This is a genomic window from Anatilimnocola aggregata (assembly GCF_007747655.1).
Lineage (GTDB): Bacteria > Planctomycetota > Planctomycetia > Pirellulales > Pirellulaceae > Anatilimnocola > Anatilimnocola aggregata.
Genome location: NZ_CP036274.1, coordinates 4664437 through 4677518 on the forward strand (window position 1 = coordinate 4664437; position 13082 = coordinate 4677518).

Below are 13082 nucleotides of genomic sequence, written 5' to 3' on the forward strand. Positions count from 1 at the left end.
CTTTCACTGACTGTTAAGGTGGATTGCACACCGAACACGGTGAGTAACTTGCCTGTGCCCGGCTGAGCGATATCGGAATGCGGCTCTTGGAAAGATGGCGGCAGCCGCCTCGATGGTATTTCTCGCCAGTTGTCGTCACGTAGACAGTCACCGTCATCTCAGTAAACGGAGCTTGCAGAGGCACCATGCTTGGCATGGGTAGCGCAGGAATGGAAGCTGCCGCATCACTCTTTCCGCTGCGGAAATCCCAGGGAGCGATTGGCCGAGAATCTCGCCAAAGACCTACCGCTTGATCGCGGGCCAAGTTCTCTGCCGCTGCGAGATTTTGATCGGTGCTATACTTCTTGTAATGCCACGCCATCCCCTCGTTGACCAGTTCGAGGTTGATGTGCCTGTTTCCAAAATACACATGGCCGAGCGTGCGGCCGTATTTATCCGTCTCTTTCCACTCAACGCGAACAACCTTGCCAAACACCTTATCGGAGAGGGCTTTCTTGGCCTGAGTTCCGAATGCCTGATGGCTCTCCGGAGCGTCGATTCCTTCCAGGCGGATCGTGTAGTTTCCCTTTTCTTCATCGATGAGTTTGATCGTATCGCCATCTGTGACGCCGACTGCTTTACCTAGAGCAACCTTCCCGCCAGGCAAGTACGTCGGTGGGAACTTGACCGTGTGGAGATATGCCTGGTCCACAGCGCTGAGCTTACCGAGCGGAAGCGTGAGCAGCTTCCCGTCTTCGCGTTGAAGTTTCGCCTCGTTTGAATCCCACCTTGCCGCGACAGCGATAACGGTGAATTGCCCCGAGTCGTCCGTCCATTTCCGAAATATGTCGGGACATGGCGGCGGCGCAACTTGTGCAGGTTCGGCTGTAAGTGGGGCGTCGACTTCCGGAACAACCGCAACAGGTGCCGGTGGCAGGGCGCTTTTTATGACAGCCTTGTCGCTGTACTCCGTTGTGGGACGGAACTGAAATGTCGCTTCGGCAGTAGTAGAGGGAACGGCGGCCGCCTTGACCGCCGCCCTGTGCTTTATTTCCGTCTTCTGGGGCGAGGAGAGAGATTTAACAAATGCAATTGGGCCGCCACAGCAGAAGCCCACCGCGCAAAGAACCACGACGGCTGAGGCCGTTAGAGTAGAGCTGGCTTTTGTTCGACGCCCCATTAAATGCACCTATTGAGAGGGTGTATTCTGTTCGTCGTAGGGGTGCCTGTCAAACTTTACGGAATGGCACCGTCAAGTTAGCCGAGGATTTGAGCGAGCGCATTAACGGCCGAGCGTGCTGCTTCAATACCGCCGAGTTGATCAACCAGCTTTTTGGCGAGTACTAGTTGCTCAATTCCGCCGACGGGAACTGAACCCTTGAGTACCGTTTTTGGGCCGCGATTGCAATCTTCCCACCTGCGATGGAGTAGCGATCGACTTTCATCTGGTTGCCATTCAGATGCATAACAGGATAGCCGTCCATCCTGCATAACCAGGATGTCGCAGCGAATCATTTCATTTTGCGGCCCTTCTCCCATCCGGTAACTTAAGCAGTGACCGCCGCGCGTACACCGCCTGCAACGTTCGCCCGGTTCGCTTGGCAACTGTTTTAGCCGGCAATGTTCGAAGCAACTTAAGTTCCTTCGCTGACCACGGAACCCCCGCAGCTGGCGGCAAGTTACCACGTTCAGCCCGGGCCTTCTGCGAAGCTGACATCTTGGCGCGACTGGCTTCTGTGTGCCGCTTGCCGACATTGGCTTGCCGAAGTATCTCCACAACGTGAGCCGGCCGCGGCTTGCCTCTCTTGGCTGCGGCAATCTTTGCCCGTCGCTCGGGAGACCTGGCAGACGGTGCGATTGCTTTCACGAATGCCGCCACGCGCTCGGGTGTCTGATGCTCGACGCGAATCAGCCGGTTGCCCTCTGTATCTTCGACACCAAGTGCGCGCCGCCATTTCCATACGGTGTTTGTGCCGACTCCCCACCAATGTTTGATTGCGGGGACTGCTTCTTGTCGCACTGCCCGGGCAAGGTCACCAGTGAGCACCAGGGACAACGCTGAGCCCTTCTTGCCGACCGGCCAAGGGATGCGGCCGTCAGAGATACGAAAGATGGTCACCTCGCCGCGGGCATCGCAGTCGACCTTCTGGCCGATCTTGAAGCGAGTCGATTGATAGGGGCCAAATCGTAGTTTGGTGGGATCTACTGGCATGAGCCAGATTCTAATTTGTGCCCAGCCGCTTTTCTCGCCGGAACTAACGGTCTGACATTTCACCGTTTGACACCGCCGAATTGAAGGTAAGAGTTGATTTGCGGCGGCATTCAAGCAGGTTGCCGCCAAGATGCCTGATTGTGACGACGCTTGCAGGTGAGCGTTGCAGTCAGGCTTTTTCGTGCGCAAATCAGCACGAGCGCATAAAACGACCCCGGCACGAGCAGCACCGGGGCGAGGTTCATCGTGGCGGGGCAGTGCCTTGAATCACCTTCAAGATTTTTAGCACGCGGATGACAGGTGATGTCATTGCGAAAATTTCACGCATGACCTGTGTCGCAACTCGAACACAGTCTGGGGCCTGCTTTTCTCGTCACCTATCCATCCGTACACTACCGGCATGGACTCGTCAGAACTCACGCTCGAACAGATCGAAGTCTTACTTGAACAGGAGCTGGCTTCCCTTGGCCGCTACGCACAGCTGGCAAAGCGGATGCGTGAGCGTGGCTTTCCAGGCGACGATGAGCTAGTTCGGTTTGTAGAGCGTGCCCGCGCTGCAAGCCAAGACCTGCGGATGTGGTTGCACTACCGCTATGGCGAACTGAAGTACAGGCAATCGTCGCTGAAGATGTGCCCACCGGCTGTTAATCCAAGTTCGGGAGAGCCAACCGAGTAGATCGAGCCCCGCAACTCTAGCGGGGCTTTTTCGTGCGCGAGTAGAATTGGGCGTATGGAACAGAACCCCTACGAGTCACCTCAACCATCAAGCGATCCTCCCCTTGAGGCCACGCCGTCTTTATTTCGAGATACCCTGAATCTTTTGTTTTGTGGGGCGGTACTGTACGTGCCCATAGCGCTCGCAGTGATTATGGCTGCTTCAGCATTCGATGCACTCAGTTACCGAGGAATCCGCCGGTTAGAGCTCTTGCTGGCCATTTTGTGCTGCTTTTTGCTTGCGAGAATCTATTGGAGGTTTCGGAATCACCTGTCTAAGCGAATGCCATGACCAACCGCGCACCCCTCATCGTCGCCATCGTCTTGCTGCTGCTTCCGGTGCTGTACGTGGGGAGCTACTTGGCGTTGGTGGTGCCGGGAGGAATCCCGCGAGTTGGAGTTTCCAATGTTGATGGGAGAATGTTCCGCCAAATATCACGTGAGCATGATTACCGGATTGATAGTGAGCTGGCGAGTTGGCTCTTCTGGCCCCTCGAGCAGATCGACCGAAAGATGAGACCTGAGGCGTGGGAGCAGTCGGGGAACTTGTTGGAAGAGGACGTTCGTTTCCCTCCGCCCTTAGTTCCGACTTCCCCTAAGCCGAATAGCGAGTAGCAGTTCACTTCTCCCGCCAGAATTCGGCACTTCGCTGGCTTAGAAAACTGCGTGGATGCCTTGAGCGCAAAACGGTACGGTACAGCTTTGCGAGTTTGTCGTTTTCAACCCGTACCGCATTTCCTGCAGCAGAACTAACCATAAGTGCTGCAGACCACGGAGCCCATTGGCTGAACGTTGAAGCCGTAATCGCTATCGTCGAGGAGCATGAAGTACAGCGGGTTCAAAGTCCAAGCAGTTGTCGTAGATCGAACTAGGATTGCCTTTCAGCGAGTACGTCACCGGAGCATCCTCTTCGCTTCCTGAGCCCGTGTTTTCTACAGGCGACGGTCAACATCAGCGTCTGGGCTTGGGGTACGACGCCAGGCATTGATCCGCCTACCTTTACCGGCACCATGCGCGTCACGATCACGGAATGAAACGTCCTTGCCATTGCGACAGTTGCCAGGTCGGTGAACCGTGGGTCCGACGACGCGATTGCCGTTTTTGCTGGCTTTACTGGAACGATTCGCGGTATGGAGCGTTGTGGGGGCGATTGCCATCCAGCTTGAAGCAGACGCCAACAACCGGCCCCGGCACGGAACTGGAGAAGCTACTGGCGAGTCTGGGGGTCTCGGGGTGGCATGGCTGCAAGTGCAGCGACCGAGCAGCTCAGATGAACCGCTGGGGCGTCGGAGGTTGCCGTGAGAATATCGAGACAATTTGCGGCTGGATGGAAGAAGATCAACTTCGCTGGGGATGGGCTAATGAGCTCAAAGCAGCTGCTGCGGCGTTCTCGACCGGGATCGCCTTCAGACTCGATACGGTAAACCCGATCAGGAGTTTGGTGGATTTAGCGATCAAGAGGGCCCATTAGGAAGCCATGCTACCTATAAGGCACAGGGGTGAGCGAGTCGCGAATTAACTCGGTGGTGTTTCGCGACAACGGGCCGAAAACCGAACCGACGCCCGAGCAAATCCACCTTTGCGACACCCGTCCGATCTGGACGCCGTGGGGCTAGGGCATCGACCGCAAGCGGCTCATCTGGCTGATGACCAACTGGTGTAACCCGCAACGCAAAATGCTTCACCTGCAACTTCCGTTAGCTGCACCAGCGAACGCGGAAGGAATTGTTCCAGTCCTCACCGCGTCCGGAACATCGGCTACTAGCAAGGCGTAAAGAGCCGAACGGCAAAGTGGTATCGGTCGAATCATGGGCCGCCGTGGGTGGCGGGTCCAGTGAGCGAAAGTATATTTAGACGCACGATAAAACTCAGCAAACAGCAACACGGCTTATATGTGGTAGTCCTGCTGATCACTTGGCCGTTGCGGCGGCTTGATGTCTCGCTTGGGATACCGAAGCAGATACGCTGCCAAGCACGATATAGCAGTTGCAATTCCGGCAGGTAACGCGACGTGGATGGCATTTCCTCGCGGGCTCAACACAAATGCAAAGCCCAGGTAAAGCAATAAAACACCGAACACGACTCTCAGAAACTCCAGCGGCAGATGCGGCACAAGTTTCGCCCCGAAAAAGGCTCCAACCATGAATCCCAAGGCGATAAGTCCAACGACCGGCAAACGCACAAATCCGTGCTGGTAATAGACGAGAGCTGCAAAAATGCCGATTGGTGGAATCATCACGGCAAGACTGGTGCCTTGCGCTTCAGCTTGGCTGAATCCGAACAGCAAGATCAGTCCCGGTACCAGCACAACGCCGCCGCCGATCCCCAGCATTCCGCTTAGGACACCAATGCCGACGCCAAACAGGAATAGTAGTGACCACTGCACAATACACTCCTCGGTGCGAGGTAGTTCACGGCAACTGTACTCATTGAATAGAGTCGTTGCCCTGTCGATAAAGTAGGAAAGTTTTATACCCACCGCTGACGTTGCTCGCGTTGAAGCCTGCCTGCCGCAAAATCCTGGTCGCGAGATAGCCTCGTTGTCCCACTTGGCAATAGGCAGCGATTTCGCGATCTGCAGGAAGATCCTTCAGGTGTGACCGAAGCTCGTCGACCGGAATATTAACGGCATCCAGTATCGACCCGTTGGCAAACTCCTCTGGTGTTCGCACATCGAGTAGAAACGGCCGGGCGTTCGGCGGAAGGGCCATTAGCGCTGCGACATCGATTTGTGGATGATCGCCGCGCAATAAACCTGCGGCGACAAACCCTGCCATATTGATCGGATCTTTCGCCGACCCATACTGCGGCGCATAGGCCAATTCCATTTCTTCCAGATCGAATACGGTCATGCCTGCTTGGATGGCGACGGCGAGAACATCGATCCGCTTGTCAACGCCTGCGCCGCCGACCGCTTGTGCGCCGAGGACACGTCCCGAGTCGGGATCGAAGAGCAGTTTCAGCGTCATGCCTTCCGCGCCTGGATAGTAGCCCGCGTGGTGCGCAGGGTGAACATAAATCATGCGGAAGGGCCGGTTGACTCGACGCAGGACTTTTTCCGAAGCGCCGGTGATTGCTGCCGTGCGTTCGAAGAAGCCGAGAATAGCGGTCCCCTGCGTCCCACGGTACGTTACCGAGCGACCGAGCACATTGTCGGCAGCAATCCGTCCCTGGCGGTTGGCTGGTCCGGCGAGCGGTACTTGAATCGCGTCGCCCGATACCACGTCTTTGACCTCGATGGCGTCACCCACCGCGAAGATGTCCGGGTCGCTGGTTTGCAGGTGGTCGTTGACCCGAATGCCTCCACGAGGTCCGACTTCCAGCCCCGCATCGACCGCTAACTTATTTTCGGGGCGCACACCGATTCCGAAGATGACCAGTTGAGCAGGAATTCGTTGCCCGGAATTCAAGCAGACGACCAAGCCATCGGCGGTCTGCTCCAACGCTTCAGCAGCCTGGCCGAGCGGTAGTGTGACGCCTTTGTTCGCCAACTCTTGAACGATGGGCGTGGTCATCTCGTTGTCGAAGGGCGTTAGGATTTGCCCATTCTTCTCGACAACGGTGGTCGAAATACCACGTCGAATGAAATTCTCGGCTAGTTCCAGACAGATGAAGCCGCCACCCACTAGAACAGCCTGCTTCACGCCCCGGTGAACCTGCTCCTTGATCCGGTCGGTGTCTTCAAGGTTCCGCAACGTGAACACGCCGGGCAAGTCGATGCCGGGAATCGAAGGTCGAAAGGGAGCCGCCCCGGTCGCAAGGATCAGCTTGTCATAGGCTTCCTCGTATTCCCGTCCCGTTGCAAGGTCACGAACACGGACGATCTTGGCCAAGCGGTCGATGGCCTCAACCGACGACCGAATTCGCACGTCGAGCTTGAAGCGGGAACGCAACATTTCCGGTGAGGTGACAAGCAATTTCTTCCGCTCAGCGATCTCGCCGCCGATATAGTAAGGCAAACCGCAATTGGCGAAAGACACATCCGGCCCCCGCTCGAAGAGGATGATCTGAGCGTCTTCCGAAAGCCGGCGGGCGCGAGCGGCGGCCGAGGCACCTCCAGCGACGCCGCCGACGATGAGGAGTTTCATGGGAGTGGTTCCTTCCTGTCCCGGTAGGACTACGACTTCAAACGTAAAAACTAATCGAAAAAGAATGCAGGTCGGCCTCGACCGAAGGCGGCCAATTACGGCTTCGATGACTCCGTTTTCTCGAACACAACGAGGTAGTTTTCCTTCAGCAGGTCCTTTACTTCGGCTACCCGCTTAAATCCGCATTCGGTGATTTCCTTCTCGACGACCTCCTGCCCCGCCCGGACGTGATTCATAACCCAGTCGGTGCTCTTGCCGGCAATGCGTTGATAATCGACCAACACCACTCGGCCACCCGGTTTGAGAGCCTTGTGAATCGATTGCATCGTCTTGTGGGGAAACTCGAAGTGATGGTAGGTGTCGCAGATGAACACGAGATCGACAGACATCTCGGGGAGTCCCACTGAATCTGGCTTACAGACCACACCTTCAATGTTCTTTAGATTGCCTTTCCTCGCCGCAATCACGATGTGATCGACGAAGTCTTGAGAAATATCGACGGCAAAGACTCGCCCTTTTTCGCCAACCAGCGGCACGAACAGGCGTGTGAAGAGGCCTGTGCCAGCCCCGACGTCGGCAACGGCCATACCGGCGCGGACCTGGCAAGCTTCGACGATCTTGTCACGATGATCGAATGCCTCTCGCCCTTCCTTCTCAAACTTCCCTTGGAACTCGCCTACATCCGGCTTCTGAAAAGGTTTGTTGATGCCGGGAGCGACGCTCTTATCTTGTCCATAGAACGTGGCGGTTGTGAGCAGCAGGACCATCGCCGTAGTAAAGCGACTGATCGCAAGTTTTTTGTTCCGCATGATGGTACCTCTTATGTGCTGGGTTAAACCGCCCTACGAAATACGGCGAACGTAAACCGTTGCGTCGTGCCGCCGGGGGTGGGATGAGAATGTTCTAACTTCTTAACGAGTGAATAGTCCGCCCCCAATGTTGCTGCAAGCGACCGAGCGTCATAGCGACAAACGGGCAGTCCACTGCATTTTTCGGGGCCATCGAGGGCGAAGGTGCCGAAGACGACGTATCCGCCCGGGCGCAATGCTCGCCTCAGTTGAGCCAAATACGCGGCACGATCATCGAGCGAGGTGAGAAAGTGAAATACAGCCCGATCATGCCAGATGTCATAGGTGCCGAGTTGCTGAACTTCCGTAATATCGGCCTGAATCCATTTCACACGGTGGGCCCGCTCCTGAAGTCTGGTCTGGGCCAATTCCAGCGCCGCGGCTGAAACGTCAAGTACCGTCACTTCCCACGTCCCAACGGCGATAAGACAATCGACGAGCAATGAAGCACCGCCGCCAACGTCAATGATCCGACCCCCGGGCGCAATACTCTGAATCAGTGACAGCGACGTGGTTGGCTCTGCTTCAAACCAGCTCACGTCAGTGGCTGACTTCGTGTGATAGACATTCTCCCAGTGCGAGCGACGATCCATAAGGCAACTACTCCACGTCGTCGGTTAGGTAACCAACCGGCAATCGATCCGTCAGATCAGGCTCGTCCCCGCAGCATGCCATCCCAATACAGTCGCGGCAAAGCGTAGGCCTTGAGCAGATACATTGAGAGACGCTCCTTCGACTGATCGAACGGAAATGTCTCTTGGGGCTTACCTTCGTAATCGAATTCGGCAAGCACCAGTTTACCGTAGCCCGTAACAATCGGGCAGGAAGTGTAACCGTCGTATTTGGCCGCCAGTGGCTCCCCCTTGATTGCCGAGATGAGATTCTGCACGAGCACTGGTGCCTGCTTGCGAATCGCGGCACCGGTTTTCGAGGTCGGCAAGCCGCTGCAATCACCGATCGGGAACACGTTGGGATACTTGGGGTGCTGTAGGGAGTATTTGTCAACATCCATCCAACCGGCAGCGTTCGCCAACGGGCTCGACTTGATGATGTCCGGCGCGCTCATCGGCGGCGTGACGTGGATCATTTCGAAGGGAATGGTAATACGCTCGTGCGTGTCGAGATGCTCGAAGACTGCTTCTTTTGCGTCGGGCTTCACTTCCACGAGGTTGTGCTTAAACCGGAGGTTGATGGCTTTCCGCTCGGCAACTTTCTCCAGGGTCTTGCGATACTTTTCGACGGCAAATAGATTTCCCTGCGCCGATGCGAAGATAACTTGGGATTTGTCACGCACGCCGGACCGACGAAAGTGATCCTCGGCGAGGTACATGATTTTTTGCGGCGCACCGCCGCACTTGACGGCCGTATTCGGCATCGTGAACAGAGCCGTGCCACCCTTGAAGTTGCGCACGCATTCCCACGTGTAGTCGACTTGTTGGTAGGAGTAGTTGCTGCAGATCTGCTGACGGCCGAGGCCCTCTTTCAGTCCGGGGATTTTTCCCCAATCGATTTGAATGCCGAGGCCCACCACGAGAAAATCGTAGCCGATCTTCCGCCCCTGCCGCGTCACGATGTAATTCTCGGCGGGATGGAACTCGGCGACATGCTCGTGAATCCAGTCAGCTCCTGACGGAATGAACGCCGATTCCTCGCGTTCGCTTTGCTCTTTCGGAAATACGCCCGCGCCGACTAGCGTCCACAACGGTTGGTAGTAATGCTTCGTGGAGGGTTCCACAATGGCGACATCGTAGATCCTCAGCTTGCGGCGCAGTTGCGCCGCCACGGTGATGCCGGCTGTGCCGCCGCCGAGAATTAAGACCTGGTAGTGATCTTTGAACGCTGGAGCAGTCATCGGTCGTCTTTCTTACGGCTTGGCCGGCAGATCGTGATTGCGACGGACTTCGTCGAATCCGTTCTTGATGAACAAGGAAACAACATCGGCATGGGCTTGAATGAGTTTGACGACATAGGCATCGTCCGAAGTTTCCGTCACGCGCATCCCCTTCTCAGTCTTTTCATAGACGAACTTGATTTTGTCAGTGTGGCGGAAGACTTCGGCGAACAGCGGATCACGCAGGTGGATTGGCTGCTTGTCCTTGACCCGCTTCTCCATCGAAGCCACATGCTTTTGAACCGCCGCCACGACTTCCGGCTTTTCGGATTCGGTCAAGGTTTCGACACCCTGGTCCGTCTTTTTGACATCGCGTCGAATGTCGTCACGATGCTCCAGAAGATCGTGAAACAGATCGCGATCGGCCACGAAGGCCGTATCACTGCCTGGCCCTCTGCCCATCGGGCCTTTCCCTGGTCCCGGCTGTGCCATGACGGGCGAGGTAACGAGAAGTCCTGCCACAACCAACACAGCAGCTCCAAGTCCTTGAATGTTCATGTGATGCTCCAGCTAAAAGGGCGTTAGTGGATTGAAATGTAAGCGTAGCCATCGAATTGTTTGTTGGCGTTGACCGTCATGGCCGATACGGCCACGGCCACATCGCCGGCCACGTCAGCGGCGGCGAACTTGTTGCGAGCCAAAGACTGGCCGCAGACAAAGACCTCGACACCACAGGCCTTCAACTCGTGAATCAGTTCCAGGTTCGGATTCTTCGTCGCGGCAGTGTGTTTCGCATAAGCGGTATCACCGAGAGCCGCTTTGGTGGCGCTGCCGTGCAGCACGAGAGCCAATTTCACGTCGGCCGGTTTATGGCCCGCTTCCGCGTTGAGGTTCAAGTAACGGGCCACGCTTTCGAGCCCTTTGTTCAGTTCGTCGTGTTTACTATCGGCAACAATATCGAAGACAATCTTCGCTCCGCGCCGTGGTGGCTCGGCTGCTTCAGGTGTCCGCACGATCCCGCCAAAGCGTGCGATTTGCGGAAAGACAAAGGCCGGACCATCGGCAACCGCTCCATAGGTAGCGACGGAAACGAGTCCCGCGAAAACGAGCGCTAAACCACGCATGAATGATCTCCTAGTGCCAAACGGTACGAAAAATGACGTATAGCGCGACGACAACAATCGCCGCTGCGAAGACTCTCTGGAGGACTGGCCCGGCTAATCGCTGAGCAAGTGCGCTACCGGCAAAGAGCCCGGCGATGCTCCCTGCCGTGAACACACCCGCCGTTGCCAAGGTGAGGTCCTTGCCAGCCAACAAATGGTTGGCAGTTCCTGAGGCGCTGATGAGTGTGATCACCAAGAGCGACGTGCCGATGGCTCTCTGCATCCCCATGCCGCTGAACATGACCAGTGCCGGCACGATGATGAACCCGCCACCAACGCCAAACATCCCCGAAAGTACACCTGCGCCCAAACCAACGAGTCCGAGGAGCATCGCGCATTGCGAGGTGATGCGGAGTTTGCCTTCCGGATCTCGGCGGCAAGTTGGGCCCGCGTTGTCGTCCATGATGATCGGCAAGCGAGCGGTCGCGTCTCTGGCCTTGGTCCACATTCGAACGGCGATCACGAGCATGAGCATCGCGAACAGGCTTAGCAGAACCGCCTCTGGAATGCGGTCGGCCAACCACGATCCCAGGGGCGCACCCAGCATACCGGCAATGGCAAACAGCAAGCCTGTCGGGAATTCGACCATCCCACGCCACGCCCGTTGCACGAAGCCCACTAGTGAAGTGCTGCCCACCGTCAGTAGAGAAACTCCAACTGCTTCCCGCGCCGGCACGCCCAATCCATACACGAGCAGCGGCACGGCGAAGATCGCGCCTCCTCCCCCGGTTAAACCGAGGGAGAACCCGACCAGGGCTCCTAGTAGTAAGGTGAGCAACAACACGAAACATCCTTTCGCCGTGACCGAATTGAGTTAGGCTCCTGTGCCAACCGTGGTTTCAACTTGCACCGGCAGCTTGGAAGCCGCCCAGGCTTTGAAGCCTCCGACCATATCGAGCACGTCGGGACGACCTGCGTTTGCCAGCACACTGGCCGCGATGGCAGAGCGATAGCCCCCTTCGCAATGCACGACGACGGGGCGTCCTTTTTCAATCTCGCCGGCGCGATCATTCAGGTGATTCAGCGGGATATTCACGCTGCCGGCGATATGTCCAGCCGCCCACTCTTTCTCGCTGCGCACGTCCACTACGGTCGGCGCGGCATTCGAAGCCAGTTGCTCCGAAAGCGCCACGGCTGTGATGCGGTCAATCTTGGCGACCAAGTCGGGCCGATGACGTAAGGCATCCATGCCATCGCGGAGGTAACCAGCGACATTGTCATAGCCGATCCGTCCCAATCTCATAACCGCCTCGGATTCTTTACCAACTTCCGTCACAACCACGATGGGATGATCGTGGTTGAGCACCGTTCCGCACCAGGTTGCGTACTTTCCTTGAATACCGACATTGATCGAACCAGCCAGATGCGCGCCCTCAAAGTCAATGGCTTCACGGACATCGAGAAGTTGTGCGCCCTGGTTCTTGAGTCGCAGTGTTTCCTCAAGCGATAGCGCGTTTAGCGATTCGGACAATGTCTCATCCAGATTTGGCCGCTCTTTACGGTTCAGAATCGCATCGTGAACGAAGTAGCTCGGTGCCTCCGGTTGCTCTTCAGTGACGATCTTCTTGAACTCCGCACGGCTCATCGGCTGCAAGGCATAATTGAACTTCTTCTGCTGACCGATCGTGGAAACGGTATCCTTGCTCAGGTTCTTGCCGCACATCGAGCCAGCACCGTGGGCCGGATAAACGAGCGTCTCATCGGGCAGCTTCACCAGTTTGTTGGTGAGCGAGTCGTAGAGCATGTCGGACAGTTCGTCCGCCGTGACGCCGATCGATGCGAGCAAATCCGGTCGGCCAACATCGCCAATGAACAGCGTGTCGCCGGTCAGCACGGCATAGGGCTTCTCTTTGTTCTTGGCGAGGTCATACACCAAGATCGAGATGCCTTCGGGTGTATGGCCGGGTGTTTCCAGAATCTCCAGACGCACATCGCCAAATTCGATTCGATCTCCGTCTTTCACCTTCGTCGCTGCGAATTCCGGCTCGGCACGTTGACCGAGATAGATGTTCGCCCCGCACTTGTCCCGCAGTTCGATGTGACCCGCGAGAAAGTCAGCGTGGAAGTGCGTCAGGAAAACGTATTTGACTTCGCAGCAGACTACCGCGGCGTCCGCGATGTATTGCTCGACGTCACGCTGCGGATCGACCACGACCGCCGTGTGCGTCTTCTCGTCGGTGATGAGGTAGGAAGCGTGCGAGAGACAGCCGAGATAGTATTGCTTGAGTTGCATGATTGGGACTCCTT

At 56.6% G+C, this 13082-nt stretch carries 14 protein-coding genes; 2 read left to right on the top strand and 12 right to left on the bottom strand.

Going from position 1 to position 13082, the window contains the following annotated elements:
• Positions 1 to 13: 13 nt before the first annotated feature.
• From ETAA8_RS35610 to ETAA8_RS17400, 3 genes are all read right to left on the bottom strand, one after another.
• Complete coding sequence (locus ETAA8_RS35610) at positions 14 to 1159, bottom strand: thermonuclease family protein (protein ID WP_145090944.1); 1146 nt, start codon at positions 1157 to 1159, stop codon at positions 14 to 16.
• A 77-nt stretch (positions 1160 to 1236) separates the two neighbouring features.
• Positions 1237 to 1494, bottom strand: a complete 258-nt coding sequence (locus ETAA8_RS17395) for a hypothetical protein (RefSeq protein WP_145090948.1) — start codon at positions 1492 to 1494, stop codon at positions 1237 to 1239.
• Between the two features lies 1 nt (position 1495).
• Complete coding sequence (locus tag ETAA8_RS17400) at positions 1496 to 2191, bottom strand: NUMOD3 domain-containing DNA-binding protein (RefSeq protein WP_145090951.1); 696 nt, start codon at positions 2189 to 2191, stop codon at positions 1496 to 1498.
• Between the two features lie 400 nt (positions 2192 to 2591).
• Between ETAA8_RS17400 and ETAA8_RS17405 the strand changes: the two genes are divergently transcribed.
• Entirely contained in the window at positions 2592 to 2867 is a 276-nt protein-coding gene (locus tag ETAA8_RS17405) for a hypothetical protein (protein ID WP_145090954.1), read from the top strand.
• Positions 2868 to 4175: 1308 nt separating this feature from the next.
• On the top strand, positions 4176 to 4376 hold the full coding sequence (locus ETAA8_RS17410; RefSeq protein ID WP_145090957.1) for a hypothetical protein: 201 nt from the start codon (positions 4176 to 4178) through the stop codon (positions 4374 to 4376).
• A 417-nt stretch (positions 4377 to 4793) separates the two neighbouring features.
• Here ETAA8_RS17410 and ETAA8_RS17415 read toward each other — a convergent pair whose 3' ends face one another.
• The 9 genes from ETAA8_RS17415 to ETAA8_RS17455 form a co-directional block, all read right to left on the bottom strand.
• A complete protein-coding gene (locus ETAA8_RS17415) occupies positions 4794 to 5384 on the bottom strand; it encodes a sulfite exporter TauE/SafE family protein (RefSeq protein ID WP_261343558.1) in 591 nt (196 codons plus the stop codon).
• Positions 5332 to 6993: an FAD-dependent oxidoreductase gene (locus tag ETAA8_RS17420; protein ID WP_145090964.1), complete on the bottom strand. Its 1662-nt coding sequence runs from the start codon at positions 6991 to 6993 to the stop codon at positions 5332 to 5334. The genes ETAA8_RS17415 and ETAA8_RS17420 overlap by 53 nt, the downstream gene beginning before the upstream one ends.
• A 95-nt stretch (positions 6994 to 7088) precedes the next feature.
• Complete coding sequence (locus tag ETAA8_RS17425) at positions 7089 to 7802, bottom strand: class I SAM-dependent methyltransferase (protein WP_145090967.1); 714 nt, start codon at positions 7800 to 7802, stop codon at positions 7089 to 7091.
• A gap of 23 nt (positions 7803 to 7825) precedes the next feature.
• The gene (locus ETAA8_RS17430; RefSeq protein WP_145090969.1) at positions 7826 to 8434 is read right to left on the bottom strand and encodes a class I SAM-dependent methyltransferase; all 609 of its coding nucleotides are present in this window, start codon (positions 8432 to 8434) and stop codon (positions 7826 to 7828) included.
• A gap of 56 nt (positions 8435 to 8490) precedes the next feature.
• Positions 8491 to 9693, bottom strand: coding sequence for an NAD(P)/FAD-dependent oxidoreductase (locus ETAA8_RS17435; RefSeq protein WP_145090972.1), 1203 nt, complete (start codon positions 9691 to 9693; stop codon positions 8491 to 8493).
• A gap of 12 nt (positions 9694 to 9705) precedes the next feature.
• Entirely contained in the window at positions 9706 to 10230 is a 525-nt protein-coding gene (locus ETAA8_RS17440; protein ID WP_145090975.1) for a hypothetical protein, read from the bottom strand.
• Positions 10231 to 10253: 23 nt separating this feature from the next.
• Positions 10254 to 10796, bottom strand: coding sequence for a DsrE family protein (locus ETAA8_RS17445; RefSeq protein ID WP_145090978.1), 543 nt, complete (start codon positions 10794 to 10796; stop codon positions 10254 to 10256).
• Positions 10797 to 10806: 10 nt separating this feature from the next.
• Positions 10807 to 11619, bottom strand: coding sequence for a sulfite exporter TauE/SafE family protein (locus ETAA8_RS17450; protein WP_145090981.1), 813 nt, complete (start codon positions 11617 to 11619; stop codon positions 10807 to 10809).
• A gap of 30 nt (positions 11620 to 11649) precedes the next feature.
• A complete protein-coding gene (locus ETAA8_RS17455) occupies positions 11650 to 13068 on the bottom strand; it encodes an MBL fold metallo-hydrolase (RefSeq protein ID WP_145090984.1) in 1419 nt (472 codons plus the stop codon).
• Between the last annotated feature and the right edge of the window lie 14 nt (positions 13069 to 13082).

Coding starts and splice junctions, on each gene's coding strand:
- ETAA8_RS17395 (WP_145090948.1), bottom strand. CDS start 1,494: ATGATTCGCTGCGACATCCTGGTTATGCAGGATGGACGGCTATCCTGT.
- ETAA8_RS17425 (WP_145090967.1), bottom strand. CDS start 7,802: ATGCGGAACAAAAAACTTGCGATCAGTCGCTTTACTACGGCGATGGTC.
- ETAA8_RS17445 (WP_145090978.1), bottom strand. CDS start 10,796: ATGCGTGGTTTAGCGCTCGTTTTCGCGGGACTCGTTTCCGTCGCTACC.
- ETAA8_RS17405 (WP_145090954.1), top strand. CDS start 2,592: ATGGACTCGTCAGAACTCACGCTCGAACAGATCGAAGTCTTACTTGAA.
- ETAA8_RS17420 (WP_145090964.1), bottom strand. CDS start 6,993: ATGAAACTCCTCATCGTCGGCGGCGTCGCTGGAGGTGCCTCGGCCGCC.
- ETAA8_RS17410 (WP_145090957.1), top strand. CDS start 4,176: ATGAACCGCTGGGGCGTCGGAGGTTGCCGTGAGAATATCGAGACAATT.
- ETAA8_RS17435 (WP_145090972.1), bottom strand. CDS start 9,693: ATGACTGCTCCAGCGTTCAAAGATCACTACCAGGTCTTAATTCTCGGC.
- ETAA8_RS17430 (WP_145090969.1), bottom strand. CDS start 8,434: ATGGATCGTCGCTCGCACTGGGAGAATGTCTATCACACGAAGTCAGCC.
- ETAA8_RS17440 (WP_145090975.1), bottom strand. CDS start 10,230: ATGAACATTCAAGGACTTGGAGCTGCTGTGTTGGTTGTGGCAGGACTT.
- ETAA8_RS17400 (WP_145090951.1), bottom strand. CDS start 2,191: ATGCCAGTAGATCCCACCAAACTACGATTTGGCCCCTATCAATCGACT.
- ETAA8_RS35610 (WP_145090944.1), bottom strand. CDS start 1,159: ATGGGGCGTCGAACAAAAGCCAGCTCTACTCTAACGGCCTCAGCCGTC.
- ETAA8_RS17455 (WP_145090984.1), bottom strand. CDS start 13,068: ATGCAACTCAAGCAATACTATCTCGGCTGTCTCTCGCACGCTTCCTAC.